The sequence below is a fragment of the Bradyrhizobium sp. USDA 4516 genome (genome assembly GCF_054055915.1).
On sequence record NZ_JBSRXT010000001.1, the window covers coordinates 8588553 to 8610558 of the forward strand.

Sequence of the window (22006 nt, forward strand, 5' to 3'; positions counted from 1 at the left end):
CTCTAGTTTTCCATGGCTTCATAGACGAGCTGCTTCAGCGTCCGCTGGATGCGCTGACGCTCGGTCGGCGTCTGCTCCAGCAGAACGAAGAAGAAGTCCTGCTTGCGGTCGATGACATAATAGCAGCCGCTGGCGCCGTCCCATTTCAGCTCGCCGAGATCGCCGGGCGGTGGTGGCTTCGCAGTGCCGGGATCGGTGCGCACCGCGATCCCAAGCCCGAAGCCGAAGCCGTCGCCGGGGAAGTAGAAAAAGTCGCGCTCGACGCCGGAGCCCGGTCCGACGCGGTCGGTCGTCAGCTCCTTGAACGTCTCGGGCTTCAGGATGGTCTTGCCGTCGAGGGTGCCGCCATTGAGCAGCATCTGCGCGAAGCGCGAATAATCCGCCATGGTCGAGACCATGCCGCCGCTGGCGGACTCCCATTTCTTGACCTTGGTCGGATCGTTGACCCGGCCGACCCGGAAGTCGCTGTCGTTCGGCATCGGCTCGGCCATCAGCTTCTGCTTCTCGGGATCGGTGACGAAGAAGCCGGTGTCCTTCATGCCGAGCGGATCGAGTAGCCTTTCGTGCTCGATCGCCGAGAGCTTCTCGGCGGTGGCCACCTCCATCACGCGCGCCAGAATGTCGGTGGAATGGCCGTATTGCCAGAGCGCGCCGGGCTGGTTGTGCAACGGCAGCTTGGCGATCCGCTCGGCGAATTCGGCGAGATCAAAATCTCCGCCGTAGATATTGGCTTCCTTGTAGGCTTTGCGGACCAGGCTGTCGCCATAGAAGCCGTAAGTGATACCCGACGTATGCGTCATCAGATCGAGGATCGTGAGCGGCCGCTTTGGCGGCACCAGCTCCAGCGTCTTGGTGCCGTCCTCGGCCTTCTTCTCGACGCCGACCTTCACGTTGGCAAAGGACGGGATGTACTTCGAGACCGGATCGTCGAGCTTGTATTTCCCTTCCTGCAGCAACTGCATCGACACCACGGCGGTGATCGACTTGGACATCGAAGCCAGCCGGAAGATGGTCTTGTCCGTGATCGGCACCTTGCTGACCACATCCTGCACGCCGAAGGCCTCGTGATAGACCGGCTTGCCGTGCTGCTGGATCAAGACGATGGCGCCGGGAATCTTCCCGGTCGCGACCTCGTTCTTAAAGAACTCGCTGATCTTGGCGAGCTTGTCGCGGTTGAAATGCGCACCCGCCGGAATCTCGTAGGTGCCCTCGGTGTGCGGGTACGCCGGCGCCGCCAGCACCACCGCGGCGGCCGCGGCCGCGCACGTCAAACGAAATGAATGCATTTGGATTATCCCTCCCCGGAAATCACGGGGAAGTGTAGCGGCGGTATCATCAGGCACAAGGGCTGCCAAAGGCCCCCAGGACCTTCTGATGAAGCTCGCCGCTTTGGGCAGAAAAGCAGCAAAAGATCACCTGCGCGAGGCCGGGTGCGGCGGCCAGGGCATCGACGACGGCCTTGACCGCGATGTCGGCGGCGCGATCCGGCGGGAAGTGATAGACGCCGGTCGAGATGGCGGGAAATGCGATGGAGCCCAGCTGATTGGCGTGGCACAGCTCGATGCCGCGACGATAGCAGGATGCGAGCAGCGCATCCTCGTTTTGAATGCCGCCGTGCCAGATCGGGCCGACGGCGTGGATCACGTGCTTGGCCGGGAGCCGATAGCCTTTGGTGATCTTGGCATCGCCGGTCTTGCAGCCGTGCAGGGTGCGGCACTCAGCGAGCAGCTCGGGGCCCGCGGCACGATGGATCGCACCGTCAACGCCGCCACCGCCGAGCAGCGATGAATTGGCCGCGTTGACGATGGCGTCAACGCGCAGGGTCGTGATGTCGGTAACGATGACTTCGAGCCGCGCCTTGCCGATCTGGCGCGCCGTCAAGGTCAGGCAGCCACGTCGACCGGGATGCCCTTGTCGGCAAACAGCTGCTGCAATTCGCCGGCCTGGAACATCTCGCGGATGATGTCGCAACCGCCGACGAACTCGCCCTTCACATAGAGCTGCGGAATCGTCGGCCAGTTCGAATAGACCTTGATGCCGTTGCGCAGCTCGGCGGATTCGAGAACGTTGAGGCCTTTGTAGCCGACGCCGACGTGGTCGAGGATCTGCACGACCTGACCGGAAAACCCGCACTGCGGGAATTGCGGCGTGCCCTTCATGAACAGCACGACGTCGTTCGACTTCACTTCGTTGTCGATGAATTGCTCGATGCTCATTTTCGCTTCCTTCGGGGGCGGCGCTCTCAGGCCTTGACGGGCCGGCCCACCCTTCTAACCCGTGACTGACTATATATGTAGCTCAAACCATTGTGCATCCAAAGCAAAATGGCGGAAATCTGGCATGCACCGGGCGCTGCGGGCGCCCAAAATGGGCCGCGATTATCTGACGGCCCCAATATCATCGCGGGGGGAGGCTTTTTTCCCGTAACGGAGCCCCTATCTAGGACGAACTGTCCGTTGGGAACCAGTTTGCCGAAGCAACGTTCTCTCCATTGAATCGGAGACCCCTGTGACGAAACCAGCCTCTGCCGCGGCCGCCCTTCCCGCCGTCCCCCCGTCACTATCCTCCGAATCCGGCCCGCTCGCCCAGCGCTTGGTGGACGCCTATCGCGCCGTCCGCGACGAGACCGAACGGCGGGCCGCACCGCTGTCGCCTGAAGACCAGCTGATCCAGTCGATGCCGGACGCGAGCCCAGCCAAATGGCACCGCGCCCATACCACTTGGTTCTTCGAGCAGTTCCTGCTCGGCGAGCACGTCAAGGGCTACACGCCATTCCATCCCGACTACGCTTATCTGTTCAATTCTTATTACGTCAGCGCCGGTCCGCGGCACGCCCGCCACCAGCGCGGCCATTTGACCCGCCCGACCGCCGACGAAGTCACCGCCTACCGCCGCCATGTCGACGCCGAGGTGGTGAAATTCTTCCAGACTGCCGGCGCCGACACGCTCGAGGCGCTGGTGCCGCTGGTCGAGGTCGGGCTCAATCACGAGCAGCAGCATCAGGAGCTGATGTACACCGACATCCTGCATGCCTTCGCGCAGAACCCGATCCCGCCGGCCTACGATCCGACGTGGCGCTTCCCGGCGTCGCAGCACGGGCCTGAGGAATGGGTGACGCTCAACGAAGGCATCCACACCGTCGGCCATGGCGACGACAGCTTCCATTTCGACAATGAGAAGCCCGCGCATCGCGCCTTGGTCGGCCCGGTCAAGCTCGCGAAGAACCTCGTCACCAATGCCGACTGGCTCGCCTTCATGAAGGACGGCGGCTATTCCACCGCCACGCTGTGGCTGATGGATGGCTTCGGCACCGTGAGCAACGAGGGCTGGCAGGCACCCGGCCATTGGCGCGAGATCGACGGCGAATGGAAGCTCATGACGCTCGGCGGCCTGCAGCCGATCGATCCGTCAGCGCCGGTTTGCCACGTCAGCTATTACGAGGCCGACGCCTTCGCCCGATGGGCCGGCAGGCACCTGCCGACCGAGATGGAATGGGAGGTCGCCGCGCGCGCCGGCCTGCTCAACGACGCCTACGGCATCGTCTGGCAATGGACCCGTAGCTCCTATTCGCCCTATCCGGGCTACCGCGCGATCGAAGGCGCGCTCGGTGAGTACAACGGCAAGTTCATGGTCAACCAGCTCGTGCTGCGCGGCTCGTCGCTGGCGACGCCTTCAGGTCACAGCCGCGTCACCTATCGCAACTTCTTCTATCCACACCATCGCTGGCAATTCACGGGGTTACGCCTCGCAGACTATGCCTGATTGAGTCCTGTCGACATCAATAACGCGTCGGTAAGCGCGTTCGGGAGAGTATCATGAATGTGCATGCCGCCGCTTTGGCCAAAGCGTATCCGTTCGACGAAGCGACATCGGTATTTGCCGGCGACGTGATTGGCGATCTCGCCCGTCACCCGAAACGGCTGTCGCCGAAATATTTCTACGACGCCACCGGCTCCGAGCTGTTCGAGCAGATCACGGTGCTGCCGGAATATTATCCGACGCGCACCGAGCTTGGCATCCTGCGCGACCGCGGCGACGAGATCGCCGCGATCATCCCTGACGGCGCGGCGCTGGTCGAGTTCGGCGCCGGCGCTACCACCAAGGTGCGCCTGCTGCTCGAGCATTGCGAATTCGCAGCCTATGTGCCGGTCGATATCTCAGGCGATTTCCTCAAAGCCCAGGCCGACGGGCTGCGGAAGGATTTCCCTCGCCTCGGCATCTACCCGGTCGCTGCCGATTTCACCACGCCGTTCACGCTGCCCGAGGCCGTCGCCACGATGCCGAAGGTCGGCTTCTTCCCCGGCTCGACGCTCGGCAATTTCGAGCCGAGCGAGGCCTTGGCCTTCCTGCGCAGCGCGCGAAAAATCCTCGGCCACGGCGCGCAGATGATCATCGGCGTCGACCTCGAGAAGGACGAGCGCGTGCTGTACGACGCCTATAACGACGCGGCCGGCGTCACCGCGCGGTTCAACCTCAATGTGCTGGTTCGCATCAACCGCGAGCTCGGCGGCAATTTCGATCTGTCGGGCTTCACGCACCGCTCGATCTACAACCGCGACCGCCATCGCATCGAGATGCACCTGATCAGTCGCAAGGCGCAGACCGTGCGCATCCTCGGCAACACCTTTGCGTTCCGTCCGGGCGAGAGCATCCACACCGAGAACAGCTACAAATACTCGCTCGAGCGCTTCACCGCGCTCGCCCGCAGCGCGGGCTGGACGGTGCGCGAAAGCTGGACCGACGCCAACACGATGTTCTCGGTGCACGCACTGGTCGCGGACTAGCGCCCAAACCAGGACGGGGCAAATCATGGGCAGGCGTCCGCTGCAGGTCGCGACGGCGTTGCTCGCCCTGGTCCCGATCCTGACCGGCATCATCACCATGCTGGGCGTCAGCGATCCGCTCTACGCCTCAGCGGGCGTTCCGGCGCTGCCGGTGCTCGACAGCAATCTGCGCTTCTTCGGCGGGGTCTGGCTCGGTCTCGGCCTCGCGCTGCTCTGGCTGGTACCGCGGATCGAAAGCGAGAGCGTGCTGTTTCGGGTGGTCTGGGGCGGCATCTTCCTCGGCGGCATCGGCAGGCTGCTGTCGATGCTGATGGTCGGCTTGCCGCCGCTGCCCTTCGTGGGCTTCACCGCGCTCGAAGTGATCGGCGCACCGCTGTTCGTCTATTGGCAGCACCTGGTAGCAAAGGCCGGCCGCAAGTAACGGCGGCCGCTATTCCTCTTCCCCCGTCGACCGCAGCGAGATCGACTCCCACGCGGCGACCACGATCATGATCGCGGTGGTGACGATCGAGAGCACCAGCGGCGACATCTCGCGGGCGAAATAGGCCGTGATCGCCAGCGCGACGATGCCGACGCCGTGCGACAGCTGCAGGAAGTTGCGGATCACATATTTGAACAGGATGGTCCCGATCAGGAACAGCATGGGCCCGCCGACCGAGCTGACGATCGTGTTCAGATCGGAATGGCCGGACGGGTGCTTCAGCACCAGTTCGTCGGCCACCGCGGTGAGGATGATGCCGCCGACGATCGGCATGTGCAGATAGGTATAGGCGATCCGCGCCACGCGGCCGGATTCCTCTGACTTGGAGATCATATCCGAGCCGGCCTCGGCGCCCTTGTGGAAATAGATCCACCACATCGCGATGCTGCCGACCAGCGCCGAGATGAACGCGGCGACGTTCTCCGGTGTCCAGGTCAGCTCGGCAAAGGTCGCGCCATCGACCACGATGGCCTCGCCAAGCGCAATGATGATGAAGCCAGCGCAGCGCTCGGCCATGTGGCCGCCCTCGACCGACCACGCCTCGATCGAGGAAAAGCCGAGCCCAGGGGTCCAGAACCGCGCGGCCGGCGCGATATATTCGATGGTCAGCGCCGCGATCCAGAGCCACATCCGCGTCTCGTGCTCGGCGAATCCGCCGAGGATCCACAGCACGGCCGAGCAGGACAGCCAGGTCAGGATGCGGATGGCGTTGTGGCGCACCGCCGTCCGGCGCCGCGGCGTCGCCAGCAGCCAGAACGCGGTGCGGCCGACCTGCATTGCCGCATAGGTCCCGGCGAACCACAGCCCGCGGCCCTCGAAGGCGGTCGGTATGGAGGTCGACAGCAACAGCCCGCCCAGCATCAGCACGAACAGCAGCAGGCGGACCGGCGTCAGCTCGGGATTGAGCCAGTTGGTGACCCAGGTGGTGTAGACCCACACCCACCACACCGCGAGGAACAGCAGCGTGACCTGCACCGCCCCAAGCAGGGTGAAGTGGTGCAGCAGCGTATGCGACAGCTGCGTGACGGCGAAGACGAAGACGAGGTCGAAGAACAGCTCGGCATTGGTGACGCGGCTGTGCTGGTTCGGCACGATGACGCGAAACATCGCGCCACGCGGATTGTCCACCATGCTTGAGGCCCCCGCCCGCAGCGTTGCCGGGCCCTAGCCTTCCGGCACGCCGGTCTGCAGGGCCAGCGCGTGCAGCACGCCGCCCATCTGGCCCTTCAGCGACTGGTAGACGATCTGGTGCTGCTGGACGCGGGACTTGCCGCGGAATGACTCGGAAATAACAGTGGCGGCGTAGTGGTCGCCGTCGCCGGCCAGATCGCGGATCGTCACCTCGGCATCGGGAATCGCTGCCTTGATCATCGATTCGATATCACGGGCGTCCATCGGCATCCCAGTCCACCTCCGTCAGGTCGTTCGAATCAGGGCCAGATCGGCCAGATAAACCTAAGGATAAAACCTAGCCCTTGGGGTCTTCTAGGTCATCCCGGGCACACTATATTCCCATTCCCAGCGATTTAAACCTGCATCAATCGGTCACAAGCCATCACACCGAAATGACCAGAAGAGGCGCAGAATCATGAAGCTCCCCGGCCCCGATCATCCCATTACGATCACGCCCAACGCCAAGCGCGTCCGCGTCATCGCCGACGGCGTCGTGATCGCCGAGACTACCCATGCGCTGACCTTGAAGGAAGCGAGCTATCCGGCCGTGCAATACGTCCCCCGGCAGGACGCCAACATGGAGCTGTTGACCCGCACCGAGCGGACCACGCATTGCCCGTACAAGGGGGACGCGAACTACTTCAGCATCAAGGCCAACGGCAAGACGCTGGACAACGCGATCTGGACCTATGAGGAGCCCTTCCCGGCGATGACCGAGATTGCCGGCCACCTCGCCTTCTATCCGGACAAGGTAAAGATCGAGGAAGTCGCCTAGGGTCGCCTGCCGCAAGCGCCGGGCCTCGCCCGGCCTTTGGTCGCGCGCTGACCCAGCCTGCAAAACGGCAATGCCCGGGCGAGGCCCGGGCATGACGTCGGGAGCGCTTGGCCCCGATCCCAGCTATACCCTAAATATCGTGAGCCCGAGGATCAGGAGCACCAGGAAGATCACGACGAACACATAGAACAGAAAGCGCGCGATGTCGGCGGAGGCGGCGGAAATGCCGGTGAAGCCAAGCAAACCCGCGATGATCGACACGACAAGGAAGATCAGCGCCCATTTCAGAATTGTCATTGCCCGCTCCTCATAACCGCGCGTGTCCGCCAGGTCGGACGAGAACGCCCGCACCCGACCGCAGTTCCAAAGACGAAACAGCTTCGCCGAGATGACCGACCTCGATACTCCCCCATCCGGCCGATTGGGCCTTGCTGAATCAGGTTCCCGATTGCAACATCAGGGTGCAGACCCGGCTGGTGGCACCATGAAATCGATTGCTCACGCGGCTCCGGCCGTCGACATCCAGGCAGCACCGAAGCTCCACAAGCGCAATGTCGCGCTGGACCGCGCGCGCACCTTCCTGACCCTGGTCGTGCTGCTGCACCACGCGGTGATCCCCTACACCTATTTCGGGCACACCGACCCGACATCGTGGATCGGCTTCGACTGCGTGGTGCTCGCCACCGACAGCTTCTTCATGGCGATGTTCTTTTTCCTGTCGGGGCTGTTCGTCTGGCCGGGGCTCGGCAACAAGCCATGGCTGATCTTCCTGCGCGACCGGCTGCTGCGGCTCGGCCTGCCGTTCGTGATCTGCGCTGTCACGGTCATTCCGATCGCCTATTACGCGATCGCGCTGCGCGCGACGCCGGGGCTGAGCTTCTCCGAATTCTGGTGGAAAACCATGACGGTCGGGCCGTGGCCAAGCGGCCCGATCTGGTTCGTCTATGTCCTGATGGCTTTCGACCTCACGGCAAGCCTGCTGTACCGGGTGTCGCCGCGTCTGCTCGATCCGATCAACCGCCTGTCGATCAAGGGATTTCAACGTCCCTCGAAGTTCTGGCTGTTCCTCGTCATCGTCAGTGTCGCCGCCTACCTGCCGATGCTGGTCCATTACGGCCAGAACTACTGGTTCGAGTTCGGACCGTTTTCGGTGCAGGCGAGTCGCGTGCTGCTGTACGCGTCCTATTTCTTCATCGGCGCGGGAATCGGGGCGGCGAACCTCGAGGGTGGCGTGCTCAGCGCGCACGGACGGCTGACCGAGCGCCGCTGGTTCTGGACCGGCATCACGCTGATCCCCTACTGTTTGATGTGGGTGATGATCTACATCAAGCGCATGATCATCGGTAACCCCGATCCGCTGCCCGGCTGGTATCTCGGGATCTACGGTACCTTCTATGTGCTGTTCAGCGCCTCGATCCTGTTCGCGATCCTGGCCTACTTCCTGCAATCGAAATCGTCGGGCCCGACGCTGCTCGACCGGATGCAGGGCGACGCCTACGGCATGTTCCTGGTGCACTATCCGATCGTGCTGTGGCTGCAATACTGGCTGTTCGATATGGATCTGCCTGCCTTCGCCAAGGCCGCGATCGCGTTCTTCGCCACCGTGGCGCTGAGCTGGGCGGTCACGGCCGTGTTGCGCAAGATTCCCGGCTCGAGATACGTGCTTTAGTTCGATGAAGCCGTAGGATGGGTAGAGCGCAGCGAAACCCATCACTTTCGTGCCGTGCATCGAGATGGTGGGTTTCGCTGCGCTCTACCCACCCTACGCCTACGCAGCGATCTCGCCCCTCGCCGCCACGCTTTCCAGCCGCGGGGCGGCCGCGGCGCGATGGTCGCGGGCGATCAGGATGTAGAAGGTCGGCAGCACGAACAGCGTGAACAGCGTGCCGATCAGCATGCCCATCACCACGACGATGCCGATGGCGAAGCGGCTCGCGGCGCCGGCGCCGTCGGCATAGAGCAGCGGGGCAAGGCCCGCGACCATCGCGGCTGTCGTCATCAGCACCGGCCGCATCCGCACCGCGGCCGCCTTCTGGATCGCGGCGACCCGGTCGAGCCCTTCATGGTGCTGGATCTCGTTGGCGAAGCTCACCATCAGGATGCCGTGCTTGGAGATCAGCCCGATCAGGGTGACGAGGCCGATCTGGGTGTAGATGTTCAGCGTGGTGAAGCCGAAATACAGCGGCAGCAGTGCGCCGCAGACCGCCAGCGGCACCGTGACCATGATCACCAGCGGATCGCGAAAACTTTCGAACTGCGCCGCTAGCACCAGGAAGATCACGATCAGCGCCATGCCGAAGGTGACGATGAGACGGTTGCCCTCCTGGACATATTGCCGGCTGTCCGACAGCCAGTCGACGGTCATCCCCGGCGACAGCTTCTGCGCCTGCATGAACGACACCGCCTGCCCCATGGTGACGCCGGGCCTCAGCACCGCCGAGATCGTCGCCGCGTTCATCTGATTGAACTGCGGCAGCCGGTTCGGCTCCGGCTTGACGTTGACCTTGATCACCGTCGACAGCGGAAACATCTGCCCCGAGCTCGAACGGACGTTGAAGTTTCCGAGCCCTTCCGGCGTGACCCGGTCGGCCTGGCGCACCTGCGGGATCACCTCGTAGGAGCGTTCAAAGAAATTGAAGCGGTTGACATAATTCTCGCCGACCAGCACCGCGAGAGTGTCGGCGATGGTCTGCATGCTGACGCCGGCCTCGGCCGCCTTGGCGTGATCGATGGTGATCCGCGCGGTCGGGCTGTCGAAGGCAAGATCGCTGTCGACGAAGGCGAACAGCCCGCTCTTCCATGCGGCCCCCTTCAGCGTCTCGACCTCCTGATAGATGGTGGCGAAATCGCCGGCCGAGCGCACCACCATCTGAAACGGCAGGCCGCCGGTCGCCGCCGGCAGCGCCGCCGGCTGGAACGGCGTCACGCTGGCGCCGAGCACGCCGTAGGACATGCCGTAGAGCTGGTTCTGGATGTCGTTGGCCGAGCGCTTGCGCTTGTCCCAATCGGTCAGGGTGATGCCGCCGAAGGCATGGTTCTGCCCGTCGGTACCGTTGATGAACCAGCTCGCATGGTATTCGGGAAACGAGCGAAACAGCTGCTCGATCTGGTCGGAGGAGCGCGTGGTGTAATCGACGCTGGCATATTGCGGCGCGCGGAGCACGGTGAACACATAGCCCTGGTCCTCGGAGGGCGCGAGCTCGCGCTGGCTGCCGAGGAACAGCACCACGATCGCCGCCAGCACGCCGAATGCCACCAGCAGCACCGCTGCGCGCATCTTGAGCGTCGCGGCCAGCAGCCGGCCGTAGCCGCGCGACAGCCTTGAGAACTGATGCTCGACAAAGCGGGCAAACCGGCCGTGCGAGGTGGCTTCGCCGAGCAGCTGCGCGCTCATCATCGGCGACAAGGTCAGGGCGATGACGCCCGAGACCACCACCGAGCCCGCCAGCGTGAAGGCGAATTCGCGGAACAGGCTGCCGGTCAGGCCGCCCATCAGGCCGATCGGCGCATAGACCGCGGCGAGCGTGATCGTCATCGCGATCACGGGACCGATGATCTCGCGCGCGCCAATCAAGGCGGCGTCGCTGGGGCTCCGCCCTTCCTCGATGTGACGATGGATGTTTTCCACCACCACGATGGCGTCGTCGACCACGAGCCCGATCGCCAGCACCATCGCGAGCAGGGTCAGCAGATTGATCGAAAAGCCGAGCGCCAGCATCATCGCGGCGGTGCCGACCAGCGACAGCGGCACGGTCACCACAGGGATCAGCACGGAACGGAACGATCCCAGGAACAGCAGGATCACCACCACCACGATCGCGATCGCCTCGGCCAGCGAATGCTGCACCTCCGATATCGAAGCCTTGACGAAGTGCACGATGTTGAAGACGTCGGCGACCTTCAAGCCGGGCGGCGCCACGCGGTTGAGGTCCTCGATCACCTTGGCGGTGGCGGCGACGATCTCCAGCGGGTTGCCGTCGGGGGTCGGCTGCACCGCGATGTAGACGGTGGGCCTGCCGCTGTCGCGTGCGTTGGAATCGTAGTTCTCGCCGCCGATCTCGAGGGTGGCGACGTCGCCGAGCCGCACCAGGCCTCCGCCGCCGGCGCCGGTCTTGATCACCATCTTGCGGAAATCGTCGAGATTGCGCAGATCGGTCGCCGCGGTGATGTTGGTGACGGTCATTTCGCCGCGCAGCCGCCCCGGCGCCGCCTGCACGTTGTTGGACCACAGCGCGGCGGAGATATCGGCCGCGGTCAGCCCGCGTGCCGCGAGCTTGAACGGATCGATCCACACCCGCATCGCCAGCGACGATCCGCCCGAGGTGTCGGCCGACGCCACGCCGGGCACCGAGGTGAGCAGCGGCTGCGCCACGCGGGTCGCGAAGTCGGTGATCTGCGCCGGCGTCAGCGTGTCGCTGGTGAAGGCGATGTACTGCACCGCCGAGGCGCCGTCGGTGATCTTGGTGATGACAGGGTCGAACACGCCGGCCGGCATCCGGTACTTGACCTGCTGCACCTTGGCGAGCACCTCGGTCATGGCGCGGTCGGCATTGGCGTTGAGCACCAGCTTGGCCTTGATCTGGCTGAGGCCAAGCGTCGAGTTCGAGGTCATGTACTCGATGCCGTTGGCGGTCGCGATCGACTGCGCGATGACGGACGTGACGAAGCCCTGCATCACGTCCTGGGTCGCACCGGGGAACGAGACGTCGACCTGGATCGTCGCGCTCTCCATGTTGGGATATTGCCGCACCGGCAGCGAGACCATCGCTGCGGTGCCGATCAACAGGATCAGCAGGCTGACGACCGTCGCCAGAATCGGCCGGCGGATGAAGATGTCGGTGAAATGCATGATGCTTGCCTTTGGTCGCCTACCGCTCGCGGGTCAGCGCCCCTTCTCCGGCGTCTCCGCCATGGTCGTCTGGACGGCCGCGCCGGGCATGACGCGGAGCTGGCCCGCGGTGACGATGTGATCGCCGGGCGCAAGCCCCTGCTCCACCACGACACGCTCGCCGATCCGTTGCCCGGTCTTGACAGCGACGCCGACCGCCTTGTTGTCGCGCACGACCAGCACGCTCTCGCCGGATGCGCTGGTCTGGATCGCGGTGACCGGCACCACGATGGCGTCGGCCTGCGGCGGCAGCACGACGTTCACCATCACGAAGAGGCCCGGCCGCAGCAGCCGGTCGGGATTAGGAAACAGGGCTTGCACGAGGACATTGCGGGTGTCCTCGGCGACCTGCGGCTCGATGGCGTTGATCTTGGCCTCGAACACCCGATCGGGGAAAGCATCGGTACGGATCGTCACCGCGCCTCCCACCTTCAGATTTGACAGGCGCTGCTGCGGAACGGTGAAATTGGCATAGAGCTGGTCGAGCGCGGTCAGCGTCGCGAGCGCATCGCCGGCATTGACGTATTGGCCGAGATTGACCTTGCGCAGGCCGATCTGGCCCGCGAACGGCGCGCGGATCGTCATCTGCGCGATCTGCGCATCGAGCTGGTCGAGCGAGGCGTCGGCCTGCTTCAGATCCTCCTGCCGCTGCTGCAGCGTCTCCTGGGTCACGAAGCCGGACGGCGCGAGGCCCTGCGAGCGCTTCTCCTGCAATTGCGCGAAGCGCCCCTTGGAGACCGCAACCGCACGCGCGGCGCGCAGCGGCGCGTCATAGAGTTGCACCAGCGGCGAACCCTCGGCGACATCGATGCCGGCATCGAAATTGATCGCGGTGACGCGGCCGGCAACCTCCGGCGCCAGAATCACCTGACGCACCGCCTGCAGCGAGCCGATCGCCTCGATCGACCGCGGCAGGGTTTCGGTCCGCACCACCATCGCCGCGACCGGCGTCGGCCGGGCTTCGGCGGTGGGCTTGGCCGAGGCGCTGGATCCGCCTGCGCGCCAGGCAAACAAGCCGGCCGCGGCACAGGCGAGCAACAGAACGGTGATGCCGAACGGCCTGGCACGAAGCCCGAGCCAGCGGCGCGACGAAAATGATGCGGACGGCATATTGCTTCCAAGAACGAACCCCGGCGTGTCGGCCGGAAGCTTGCCCCTGCAAGCTCGCAACTGATATAGAACCTCAAGTATGGTTGAGGTCAAGGCTGGCAGCTTGCAGGACTTCTAATCCAGGATTTGCAATGACGCTTGCGCAGGAGCTTTCAGTCGGCGAAGTGGCGCGGCGCAGCGGGCTTGCCGTCTCCACCCTTCACTTCTACGAGAGCAAGGGACTGATCGCGAGCCGCCGCACCGGCGGCAACCAGCGCCGCTACATGCGCGGGGTGCTGCGGCGGATCGCGGTGATCAGGATCGCGCAGCGCGCCGGGATCCCGCTGGAAGAGATCAGGCAGACCTTCGCCGCGATACCGCTCGATCGCGCGCCGACCGTGCGCGAATGGGAGCGCGCGATGCGCGCCTGGACCGAGACGCTCGAGCAGCGCATCAACGATCTCACCGACCTCCGCGACAAGCTGTTCAACTGCATCGGCTGCGGCTGCCTGTCGGTGACCGATTGCCCGCTGCGCAACTGCGACGACAAGCTCGGCGCCCAGGGGCCGGGCCCGCGCATCCTGATCACCGCGGCCGAACGCCGGGCGCGGCGCAAGCGGCGGGGCTAACGGCATTTTCGCGGCCGACAAGTTGCGCACAACCTGCCTTTGGTCACATCCCGCCAGGTGATTCTCAGGTATGCTGGCCGGACTGCTTGACCCTAGGGAGTCCTGAGATGAACGACCCTCAAGTTGGATGGATCGCCGCCATCATCGTCGGCGGACTGGCGGGCTGGCTCGCCGAGATGTTCATGAAATCCGGAACCGGCATCTTCATGAATATCATCCTCGGCATTGTCGGCGCCGCGCTGGCGAACTGGCTATTGGGTCTGCTCGGCGTATCGCTCGGCGGAGGCTGGCTCAGCTATCTCGTCGCCGGCTTCATCGGCGCCTGCATCATCATCTTTGCCTGGCGCGCGGTCCGCGGCGCGACATAAGGCATGATCCGAAGGGATCACGTTCGGAATAGAAATGGCGCGATGATGGGTTCATCGCGCCATTGAATCGTTGCTCGCGGCGCCTGATCCAGCCGGATCAGGCGGCAGTGCCGTGCATGTAGTTCGGCAGCCAGTGCTCGAAGGCGCGCGACAGGCTTTCGACCGCAACCGGCGACTCCCCGGCCACCACAATCGCGTCGCCGCCGGTGGTGCCGATGCGCGCGCAGGGCACGCCGGCGCCCTTCATCTTGGCCAGCACGAGGCCTGCGTCGGCGGCCGGCACGGTGACGATGTAGCGGGCCTGATCCTCGCCGTACCAATAGGCGTGCGGCACGATCGAGGACGGCGCGGCCAGGAGTTGCGCGCCGATGCCGCTTGCGATCGCCATTTCGGCGAGCGCGATCAAAAGACCGCCGTCGGAGACGTCGTGCACCGCGGTCGCGGTGCCGGCGTGGATCATGCCGCGCACCACGTCGCCATTGCGCTTCTCGGCAGCGAGATCGACCGGCGGCGGAGCGCCCTCCTCGCGGCCGCAGACGTCGCGCAGATAGACCGACTGGCCGAGCCAGCCCTGCGTGTCGCCAACCAGGAGGATCGCCTCGCCGGCCGCCTTGAACGCCAGGGTCGCGGACTTCGTGAAGTCGTCGAGCAGGCCGACGCCGCCGATCGAGGGCGTCGGCAGGATGCCGCGGCCGTTGGTCTCGTTGTAGAGCGACACGTTGCCGGACACGACCGGGAAATCCAGCGTGCGGCAGGCCTCCGAAATGCCCTTCAGGCAGCCGACGAACTGACCCATGATCTCGGGGCGCTCGGGATTGCCGAAGTTGAGATTGTCGGTGATCGCGAGCGGCCGGCCGCCGACCGCGGTGATGTTGCGCCAGGCTTCCGCGACCGCCTGCTTGCCGCCCTCGAACGGATCGGCCTCGCAATAGCGCGGCGTGACGTCGACGGTGAGCGCAAGGCCCTTCGGTCCGTCCTCGACGCGAACCACCGCGGCATCGCCGCCGGGGCGCTGCATCGTATTGCCGAGGATGACGTGGTCGTACTGCTCCCACACCCAGCGCTTCGAGCACAATTCGGGCGTGCCGATCAGCTTTTCCAGCGCATCCGCGATGCCGAGCGGCGGCTTGACGTCCTGCCCGCGGATCACCGGCAGCGCATTCGAGGCGACGTGCGGACGGTCGTAGACCGGCGCCTCGTCACCGAGCTCCTTGATCGGCAGATCGGCCATCACGTCGCCAGCATGCTTGACGACGAAGCGCTTGGTCGGCGTCGTGTAGCCGACGATGGCGAAATCGAGCCCCCATTTGCGGAAGATCGCCTCGGCCTCTTTCTCCTTCTCGGGCTTGAGCACCATGAGCATGCGCTCCTGGCTTTCCGAGAGCATCATCTCGTAGGCGCTCATGCCGGTCTCGCGGGTCGGCACCGCGCTGAGGTCGAGCTCGACGCCGAGATCGCCCTTGGCGCCCATCTCAACCGCCGAGCAGGTCAGGCCCGCCGCGCCCATGTCCTGGATCGCGATCACGCAACCCTTTTCCATGATCTCGAGGCAGGCTTCCAGCAAGAGCTTCTCGGCGAAGGGATCGCCGACCTGCACGGTCGGGCGCTTCTCCTCGGAGGCGTCGTCGAATTCGGCCGAGGCCATCGAGGCGCCGTGGATGCCGTCGCGGCCGGTCTTGGAGCCGAGATAGACGATCGGCATGTTCACGCCGGAGGCCGCCGCGTAGAAGATCTTGTCGGCGTCGGCGAGGCCGACCGCCATGGCGTTGACCAGGATGTTGCCGTCATAGCGGGTGTGGAAACGCACCTGGCCGCCGACCGTCGGCACGCCGAAGGAATTGCCGTAGCCGCCGACGCCCGCGACCACGCCGGACACCAGATGCCGGGTCTTGGGATGCTCGGGCGCACCGAAGCTCAGCGCGTTCAGGCAGGCGATCGGCCGCGCGCCCATGGTGAAGACGTCGCGCAGGATGCCACCGACGCCGGTGGTCGCGCCCTGGTAGGGCTCGATGTAGCTCGGGTGATTGTGGCTCTCCATCTTGAAGACCACGGCCTGCCCGTCGCCGATGTCGATCACGCCGGCATTCTCGCCGGGGCCCTGGATCACCCAGGGGGCCTTGGTCGGCAGCCCGCGCAGATGGATGCGCGACGACTTGTACGAGCAGTGCTCGTTCCACATCGCCGAGAAGATGCCGAGCTCGGTGAAGGTCGGAACCCGCCCGATCAGCTTCAGGATCCGCTCGTACTCGTCCGGCTTCAGCCCGTGGGCGGCGACGAGTTCGGGGGTGATTTGGGGCTCGTTCTTGGCGTCGTTCTTGGGCGCGTTCATGGGACCCTTAATAGGTAGATAGAACGGGGGCGAAAAGGCCTTTTAGGGCCCATTTCCGGCCTGTCCAGAGCTTTGCGGCAGCTGGCCGCGGCCCGGGATCTGCTCCCGGATTTGCACAATGGGGATGGATCGGATTTAAGGACCCGAACCCGATAATTGAAGGCCATATTTCGTGAACGAGCTCGCCAAAACCGCATTCAACCGCCGCCCCGACCTGCACGTCGAAACCCAGGGCGAATTCGCCGGCTGGCGAACCTGGACCCGGGACAATTTCGAGACCCATACCGGCCCGTTCTACCACCGCATGGACGAGAACGGCCGCATCACCTGCGCGTTCCGGGTCGGCAAGAAGCACCTCAACGGCTCCGGCAACGTCCACGGCGGCTGCTTCATGACCTTCGCGGATTACTGCCTGTTCGCGCTCGCCGGCTCGGTGCTGCAGGGCCCCGGCGTCACGGTGTCGTTCGCGTCGGAATTCCTCGACGCCGCCCGCGAGGGCGACCTGATCGAGTGCACCGGCGAGGTCACCCGCGCCGGCATGTCGCTGATCTTCGTGCGGGGCATGCTGACATCGGCGGAGCGGCCGCTGTTCACCTTCTCCGGCACCATCAAGCGGGTGAAGCGCAGGGCGCCGGCGCAGGCAACGGCGTAAAGCGTGTGACGTCTGTGGACGCTCGCCGTCATCCAGCCGTTACATCGGCACGGATTGAATCGACAGCACAGCTCTAGCGCGTTGTGTTCACGCGCGTTCTTCGCGTGAGGCAATACGAACTGCAGTTGTGACGCATCGACGCACTGTCGTTGCGTCGTCGCGCGCGCGTCACATGCGCGTCAGGCAAGCCCCCGAAGATTGCTGAACGGTTTCCGTTTGTGCGTTCGCGCAGCGAAATTGGGGCATTCTCATGAAATTGAAGACGTTCGTTTCCGTTACGACGGCGATGTCGCTTGTCGCATCGCTGGTGTGGACTGCAACTCCGGCGCGCGCCAGTCAAGACGGCGATAATGGTGATCGCGGCGTTGGCGATGCTCGCGGTCACGATCAGGATCAAGACCAGGATCATGACGGCGGTCATCACGGCCGCAAGCCGCGCGTGGTGATGATCTCGCTTGACGGTGCCAAGCCCGATTTCATCCAGAAATTCATCGAGGAAGGCGTACTGCCGCGCGACGGCGGCCTCGCCCGGCTCAGCCGACGCGGCGCGGTGGCGTTGCAGAACGTGACGGCGTCACCGTCGCTCACCGCGGTGTCTCATATTGCCATCGCGACCGGTTCGACGGCGGTCCACAACGACATCCCCTCGAACACGTTCGAGCCGATCGTCGGGCCGATCTCCGGCAGCATCAGCGGCTTTGCGGCGCCGATCGGCGGCTACAGCGAGAATCCGCTCGGGCCGTCGCCGCACCCGACCGCGGTGCCGTTGTGGGTGCAGCTGCGCCAGCAGGGCAAGAAGGTTGTCACGGCGACCTGGCCCGGCGGCGACGGCGCCGACATCTCCATCAACAAGACCGTGGTGCAGCCGGCCCAGCCGACCCGCATCACCGACTTCACGGTCCCGTTCGGCGCGTTCGGCGGCATCGGGGCCCAGGGTTTCTCGCTGTCGCGAGGCGACTTCACCGCCGACCCGAGCATCGTGACGGCGCTGCAGGCTGCCGGCCATTTCTCGTTCAGCCCGGTGCTGGTGACCTCGGCACCGATCGAGACGTTCTCCTGCTCGGCCGCGGCAACCGCGACCTGCACCAATGCCTCGACGCTCGACGTCAAATATTCGATCCGCGTCGCCGCAATCGACACCACCAACGATCGGAAGGTGAACTACGACACGCTGGTGTTCTTCGATGCCAACCGCGGCATCACCGCAGGACCGTTCCACGCGCCGTCGACCGGACCGGCCTATGTCAAGTTCGGCGGCGAGAACGCACCGTTCTTCTTTGAAGGCAGCGGGGCGAAGGTTGGTGCCGCGTACTTCGTCTCTGCGCTGTCTCCCGATCTCGCGGTGGTGCGCTTCGCCCGCTACGGCGCCAATTACATCCCGCGCAATACGCCTGTGCTCGCCGACGTCGACGACATCAACAACAACATCGGGTTCTGGCGTCCGCAGGCCGACTTCCGCATTCCGGAGCGCCTGAGCCCCGGCTTCACCAGCTTCTCCGACGTCGAGATCGAGACGATGTTCGAGGACATGGTGAAGACCTTCGTGCGCTACCAGGCCAATATCGGCGAGCGCGCGATCAAGACCCATCCGGACGCCGACCTCGTCATGGTCTATATCGAGCAGCCCGACGGCTCCGAGCACCAGTTCCTGCTGACCGATCCCCGCCAGGGCACCAACCCGACCGATCCGAATTCGATCGGCGCCAACCAGGATGCTGCCAAGGTCAAGCGCTACGCGTCCTACATCCGTTTCGCCTACCAGACGGCCGACAAGGCGGTGAAGCAGATCGCCGATGCGGCGGGCCGCGACAGCAACGTGATCGTGGTGTCGGACCACGGCTTCGCGCCGTTCCACACCTCGGTCAATCTCACCAACATCCTGCGCAACGCCGGGATCGACACCAGCAAGGTCGGGATCCGCACCTCCGGCCCCGCCGCCGACATCTACATCAACCTGCAGAACCGCGAGCTCGGCGGCACCGTTGATCTGGCGACCTACCGCACCCTGGTGGCGCAGATCACTGACGCGGTGAAGAACGCGGTCGACCCCAATGCCCGCTTCAACTACTCACTCAAGGACCAACGCATCTTCACCGTCGTCGAGACCCGGCCGCTGCAATGCGACGCCGGAACCGGACAATGCATCAGCAAGACCATCGGCCAGGACTATGGCGACGTGTTCGCGCTGATGGCGCCCGGCTACAATTTCGACGGCATCCAGAACCCCGGCGTCGCGCGCCAGGGCGACGCGCCGTTCAACGCGGCAACCACCATGCTGTCGATGCCGAACTTCTATGGCGCCCACGGTCACGACCCCGAGCTTCCGGTGATGAGCGCGACGTTCATCGCCGCCGGGCCGCAGATCCGCAAGGACACCGTGGTGCGGCACATGCGCAATATCGACGTGGCGCCGACCATCATGCGAATCCTCGGCTCGGCACCGCAGCAGGTCGACGGCGAGGTGCTGGGCCAGGTCCTGCGCTAGAGCATGGTCCGGCATTTCAGGCAAAGCTCACGCGATGGACGCCGGAGCGGCGTCCATCGCTGATTCGTTCTCGCCAATCCTGCGCCACTGGCGTTCACCGAGCCGAAGTGTCAAACTCAAATTTATTCGCCGTTATTTGAATGACGCCGTGGTGAACCCCTGCCACCCTCCCGGCGCACCAGGCCCGAACCAGGGGCGACATGTTCACCCGGCTGCACCAGCAGTGACAACCAATTGGGATCAAGTCATGAGCGCCGCAACACCGGAACATATTATGCAGATTGGTCTGGGCTTTTGGGCGTCCAAAACGCTCTTGAGCGCCGTCGAACTGGGCGTGTTCAGTACGTTGGCCGATGGCCCCGCCGACCTGCCGACGCTGCAAAGGACGCTTGCGTTGCATCAGCGATCGGCCCGCGACTTCCTCGATTCGCTGGTGGCGCTCAGATTGCTTGAGCGCGAGAACGGCATCTACAGCAACACCCCGGACACGGACCTGTATCTCGATCGCGCCAAGCCATCCTACATCGGAGGCATTCTGGAGATGGCGAATGCCCGGCTCTATGGCTTTTGGGGATCGCTCACGGAGGCCCTGCGCAGCGGCGAATTGCAGAACGAGGGCAAGGGCGGAGGAGAAGACTTATTTGCGGCATTGTATGCCGATCCGGATCGGTTGCGGGGATTTCTGACCGCGATGAGCGCAATAAGCGCGGGTGCGGCGCATGCTATTGCCGGCAAGTTCCCTTGGAGCGAGTACAAGACTTTCATGGATCTCGGTTCGGCTCAGGGCATGGTGCCTGCCACGCTCGCACACGACCATCCGCACCTCACCGGCATCGGCTTCGACCTTCCCGCGGTCAAGCCGGTGTTCGAGGAATTTATCGCTCAGCGCGGGCTGGAGGATCGGGTGCGGTTTCGGGGAGGAAACTTCTTCGAGGACCCGCTGCCGGAGGTTGACGTCATCATCATGGGTCACATCCTTCATGATTGGGACCTTGCCAAGAAACGGGCGCTTCTCGGCAAGGCATTCGATGCGCTTCCGAAAGGTGGCGCAATCATTGTTTATGACGCCATCATCGATGACGATCGCCGCGAAAACGCTTTCGGGCTTCTGATGAGCTTGAATATGCTGATCGAAACCGCCGGTGGGTTTGACTACACAGGCGAAGACTGTCAGGCTTGGATGCGCGACGTCGGATTTTCCCGAACGCGGGTCGAACCGCTCGTTGGCCCGGATTCGATGGTGATCGGATTTAAGTAGCGTATCCGCGTGGTCTACCGATCAGTCCGCTTTCCGGACGCCGCTGCCGACGCCGTAAGCGCCTCGAAATTGTGTTGCCAATACTGCTCGATCTGTTCGACCAGCGTGGCCGGCAGAGGAACGTAGTTGAGCAATTGAGCCTGCGGCTTGCCGCTATGCAACGACCAGCGCAGGAAGTTGATCGCGGTTGCCGACCCGTCGGGCGATTTCGGCTGCTTGTGCATCAGGACGAAGGTCGTGGCCGTGATCGGGTATGCGTCCTCGCCGGGAGCGTTGGTGAGGACCAGGTTGAAGTCCTGCGTCGCCATCCAGTCCGCGCTCGAGGCCGCAGCCTGGAACGATGCGGCGTCGGGGGTGACGAAATTGCCGGCACTGTTCTGCACCAGGCCGAAGGAAATCCGGTCAAGCCGTTGCAGCGCGTAGGCGTATTCGAGATAGCCGATCGACCCGGGAATCAGGCCGACGAGCGAGGCGACGCCATCGTTGCCCTTGCTGCCGAGCCCGACCGGCCACTCGACCGACGAGCCCTCTCCGACGCTTGCCTTCCACCGCGCACTGACCTTCGCAAGATAGTTCGACCAATTGAACGTCGTCCCCGATCCATCGAGGCGATGCACGACGGTGATCGCCGTGCGCGGCAGCTTCAGATCGGGATTGACCGCCTGAATGGCCGGATTGTTCCACGATTTGACCTTGCCGAGATAGATATCGGCGAGCAGCTGTCCGGTGAACTGGATCTGGCCGGGCTTGACGCCCGCGATGTTGACCACCGGCACGACGCCTCCGATCACGATAGGGAATTGCACCATGCCGAGCCTCTCCAGCTCCTTCGGATCGAGCGGCATATCGCTCGTCCCGAAATCGACGGCGGCCTTCTTGATCAGGCCGACGCCGATGCTCGAGCCCACCGATTGATAGCTGACGGTGTTGCCGGTCTTCGCCTTGTAGGCATCGATCCATTTCGCCATCACCGGCGACACGAAGGTTGAGCCGGCGCCCCTGGTCTCCGCAGCGAAGCATTGCGTTGCGACGACGCGCAGTGAAAATGATCGGTAATCTGAAATGCTTCGTCATGGTGCTGAGGCTAGCAGGACG

The 22006-nt window shown here is 64.3% G+C and carries 20 protein-coding genes; 10 read left to right on the forward strand and 10 right to left on the reverse strand.

What is annotated here, in order from left to right:
• Positions 1–2: 2 nt before the first annotated feature.
• From ACVI1L_RS39920 to grxD, 3 genes are read right to left on the reverse strand one after another with little or no spacing between them, the layout of a single operon-like run.
• Positions 3–1286 carry a serine hydrolase domain-containing protein gene (locus tag ACVI1L_RS39920; protein WP_456785319.1) on the reverse strand — a complete coding sequence of 428 codons (1284 nt, stop codon included), beginning with the start codon at positions 1284–1286 and terminating at the stop codon, positions 3–5.
• A 49-nt stretch (positions 1287–1335) separates the two neighbouring features.
• The gene (locus tag ACVI1L_RS39925) at positions 1336–1887 is read right to left on the reverse strand and encodes an O-acetyl-ADP-ribose deacetylase (RefSeq protein ID WP_057018462.1); all 552 of its coding nucleotides are present in this window, start codon (positions 1885–1887) and stop codon (positions 1336–1338) included.
• Positions 1884–2216 (reverse strand): Grx4 family monothiol glutaredoxin, encoded by a 333-nt coding sequence (gene grxD / locus ACVI1L_RS39930; RefSeq protein WP_168858985.1) that lies wholly within the window; start codon positions 2214–2216, stop codon positions 1884–1886. The genes ACVI1L_RS39925 and grxD overlap by 4 nt, the downstream gene beginning before the upstream one ends.
• Positions 2217–2508: 292 nt before the next feature.
• On the opposite strand from grxD, the gene egtB reads away from it, so the two are divergent.
• The 3 genes from egtB to ACVI1L_RS39945 are packed head-to-tail and all read left to right on the forward strand — an operon-like array spanning position 2509 to position 5205.
• The gene (gene egtB / locus ACVI1L_RS39935) at positions 2509–3762 is read left to right on the forward strand and encodes an ergothioneine biosynthesis protein EgtB (protein WP_057018405.1); all 1254 of its coding nucleotides are present in this window, start codon (positions 2509–2511) and stop codon (positions 3760–3762) included.
• A gap of 53 nt (positions 3763–3815) precedes the next feature.
• Positions 3816–4784, forward strand: a complete 969-nt coding sequence (egtD, locus tag ACVI1L_RS39940; protein WP_057018404.1) for an L-histidine N(alpha)-methyltransferase — start codon at positions 3816–3818, stop codon at positions 4782–4784.
• 25 nt (positions 4785–4809) lie between these two features.
• Entirely contained in the window at positions 4810–5205 is a 396-nt protein-coding gene (locus ACVI1L_RS39945) for a DUF4345 domain-containing protein (protein ID WP_253589915.1), read from the forward strand.
• Between the two features lie 9 nt (positions 5206–5214).
• Here the strand turns inward: ACVI1L_RS39945 and ACVI1L_RS39950 are convergent, their stop codons facing one another.
• Together ACVI1L_RS39950 and ACVI1L_RS39955 are read right to left on the reverse strand one after the other, a co-directional pair.
• A complete protein-coding gene (locus tag ACVI1L_RS39950) occupies positions 5215–6396 on the reverse strand; it encodes a low temperature requirement protein A (protein WP_456785320.1) in 1182 nt (393 codons plus the stop codon).
• Positions 6397–6429: 33 nt separating this feature from the next.
• The gene (locus ACVI1L_RS39955; RefSeq protein WP_016843470.1) at positions 6430–6666 is read right to left on the reverse strand and encodes a BolA family protein; all 237 of its coding nucleotides are present in this window, start codon (positions 6664–6666) and stop codon (positions 6430–6432) included.
• A 187-nt stretch (positions 6667–6853) separates the two neighbouring features.
• On the opposite strand from ACVI1L_RS39955, the gene ACVI1L_RS39960 reads away from it, so the two are divergent.
• Positions 6854–7213: a DUF427 domain-containing protein gene (locus tag ACVI1L_RS39960; RefSeq protein ID WP_057018401.1), complete on the forward strand. Its 360-nt coding sequence runs from the start codon at positions 6854–6856 to the stop codon at positions 7211–7213.
• A gap of 123 nt (positions 7214–7336) precedes the next feature.
• Here ACVI1L_RS39960 and ACVI1L_RS39965 read toward each other — a convergent pair whose 3' ends face one another.
• On the reverse strand, positions 7337–7510 hold the full coding sequence (locus ACVI1L_RS39965) for a DUF1328 domain-containing protein (RefSeq protein ID WP_024582607.1): 174 nt from the start codon (positions 7508–7510) through the stop codon (positions 7337–7339).
• A gap of 187 nt (positions 7511–7697) precedes the next feature.
• Between ACVI1L_RS39965 and ACVI1L_RS39970 the strand changes: the two genes are divergently transcribed.
• Complete coding sequence (locus ACVI1L_RS39970; RefSeq protein ID WP_057018399.1) at positions 7698–8882, forward strand: acyltransferase family protein; 1185 nt, start codon at positions 7698–7700, stop codon at positions 8880–8882.
• 99 nt (positions 8883–8981) lie between these two features.
• On the opposite strand, the gene ACVI1L_RS39975 is transcribed toward ACVI1L_RS39970, so the two are convergent.
• Positions 8982–12062 (reverse strand): efflux RND transporter permease subunit, encoded by a 3081-nt coding sequence (locus ACVI1L_RS39975; RefSeq protein ID WP_456785321.1) that lies wholly within the window; start codon positions 12060–12062, stop codon positions 8982–8984.
• Positions 12063–12095: 33 nt separating this feature from the next.
• Positions 12096–13211: an efflux RND transporter periplasmic adaptor subunit gene (locus tag ACVI1L_RS39980; protein ID WP_456785322.1), complete on the reverse strand. Its 1116-nt coding sequence runs from the start codon at positions 13209–13211 to the stop codon at positions 12096–12098.
• Between the two features lie 131 nt (positions 13212–13342).
• Here ACVI1L_RS39980 and soxR point away from each other — a divergent pair, with 131 nt between their 5' ends.
• Both soxR and ACVI1L_RS39990 read left to right on the forward strand, forming a co-directional pair.
• Entirely contained in the window at positions 13343–13819 is a 477-nt protein-coding gene (gene soxR, locus ACVI1L_RS39985; protein WP_057018397.1) for a redox-sensitive transcriptional activator SoxR, read from the forward strand.
• 107 nt (positions 13820–13926) lie between these two features.
• The gene (locus ACVI1L_RS39990) at positions 13927–14187 is read left to right on the forward strand and encodes a GlsB/YeaQ/YmgE family stress response membrane protein (RefSeq protein WP_016843463.1); all 261 of its coding nucleotides are present in this window, start codon (positions 13927–13929) and stop codon (positions 14185–14187) included.
• Between the two features lie 97 nt (positions 14188–14284).
• Here the strand turns inward: ACVI1L_RS39990 and purL are convergent, their stop codons facing one another.
• A complete protein-coding gene (purL, locus tag ACVI1L_RS39995) occupies positions 14285–16516 on the reverse strand; it encodes a phosphoribosylformylglycinamidine synthase subunit PurL (RefSeq protein WP_456785323.1) in 2232 nt (743 codons plus the stop codon).
• Between the two features lie 172 nt (positions 16517–16688).
• Between purL and ACVI1L_RS40000 the strand changes: the two genes are divergently transcribed.
• The 3 genes from ACVI1L_RS40000 (at position 16689) to ACVI1L_RS40010 (ending at position 20911) form a co-directional block, all read left to right on the forward strand.
• Positions 16689–17168: a PaaI family thioesterase gene (locus ACVI1L_RS40000; protein WP_456785324.1), complete on the forward strand. Its 480-nt coding sequence runs from the start codon at positions 16689–16691 to the stop codon at positions 17166–17168.
• Positions 17169–17418: 250 nt separating this feature from the next.
• Positions 17419–19653 carry an alkaline phosphatase family protein gene (locus ACVI1L_RS40005; protein WP_456785325.1) on the forward strand — a complete coding sequence of 745 codons (2235 nt, stop codon included), beginning with the start codon at positions 17419–17421 and terminating at the stop codon, positions 19651–19653.
• 247 nt (positions 19654–19900) lie between these two features.
• Positions 19901–20911 carry a methyltransferase gene (locus ACVI1L_RS40010; RefSeq protein WP_057018393.1) on the forward strand — a complete coding sequence of 337 codons (1011 nt, stop codon included), beginning with the start codon at positions 19901–19903 and terminating at the stop codon, positions 20909–20911.
• A gap of 14 nt (positions 20912–20925) precedes the next feature.
• Here the strand turns inward: ACVI1L_RS40010 and pstS are convergent, their stop codons facing one another.
• Complete coding sequence (gene pstS / locus ACVI1L_RS40015) at positions 20926–21975, reverse strand: phosphate ABC transporter substrate-binding protein PstS (protein WP_456785666.1); 1050 nt, start codon at positions 21973–21975, stop codon at positions 20926–20928.
• Positions 21976–22006: the final 31 nt, after the last annotated feature.

Bases quoted from the DNA above. Each gene is read 5' to 3' on its own strand.
- ACVI1L_RS39975 (WP_456785321.1), bottom strand. From the start codon at position 12,062: ATGCATTTCACCGACATCTTCATCCGCCGGCCGATTCTGGCGACGGTC.
- ACVI1L_RS40005 (WP_456785325.1), top strand. From the start codon at position 17,419: ATGAAATTGAAGACGTTCGTTTCCGTTACGACGGCGATGTCGCTTGTC.
- ACVI1L_RS39945 (WP_253589915.1), top strand. From the start codon at position 4,810: ATGGGCAGGCGTCCGCTGCAGGTCGCGACGGCGTTGCTCGCCCTGGTC.
- ACVI1L_RS39965 (WP_024582607.1), bottom strand. From the start codon at position 7,510: ATGACAATTCTGAAATGGGCGCTGATCTTCCTTGTCGTGTCGATCATC.
- ACVI1L_RS39920 (WP_456785319.1), bottom strand. From the start codon at position 1,286: ATGCATTCATTTCGTTTGACGTGCGCGGCCGCGGCCGCCGCGGTGGTG.
- ACVI1L_RS39955 (WP_016843470.1), bottom strand. From the start codon at position 6,666: ATGCCGATGGACGCCCGTGATATCGAATCGATGATCAAGGCAGCGATT.
- ACVI1L_RS39990 (WP_016843463.1), top strand. From the start codon at position 13,927: ATGAACGACCCTCAAGTTGGATGGATCGCCGCCATCATCGTCGGCGGA.
- ACVI1L_RS39960 (WP_057018401.1), top strand. From the start codon at position 6,854: ATGAAGCTCCCCGGCCCCGATCATCCCATTACGATCACGCCCAACGCC.
- soxR (WP_057018397.1), top strand. From the start codon at position 13,343: ATGACGCTTGCGCAGGAGCTTTCAGTCGGCGAAGTGGCGCGGCGCAGC.
- purL (WP_456785323.1), bottom strand. From the start codon at position 16,516: ATGAACGCGCCCAAGAACGACGCCAAGAACGAGCCCCAAATCACCCCC.
- ACVI1L_RS39970 (WP_057018399.1), top strand. From the start codon at position 7,698: ATGAAATCGATTGCTCACGCGGCTCCGGCCGTCGACATCCAGGCAGCA.
- ACVI1L_RS39950 (WP_456785320.1), bottom strand. From the start codon at position 6,396: ATGGTGGACAATCCGCGTGGCGCGATGTTTCGCGTCATCGTGCCGAAC.
- grxD (WP_168858985.1), bottom strand. From the start codon at position 2,216: ATGAGCATCGAGCAATTCATCGACAACGAAGTGAAGTCGAACGACGTC.
- ACVI1L_RS39980 (WP_456785322.1), bottom strand. From the start codon at position 13,211: ATGCCGTCCGCATCATTTTCGTCGCGCCGCTGGCTCGGGCTTCGTGCC.
- ACVI1L_RS40010 (WP_057018393.1), top strand. From the start codon at position 19,901: ATGAGCGCCGCAACACCGGAACATATTATGCAGATTGGTCTGGGCTTT.
- egtD (WP_057018404.1), top strand. From the start codon at position 3,816: ATGAATGTGCATGCCGCCGCTTTGGCCAAAGCGTATCCGTTCGACGAA.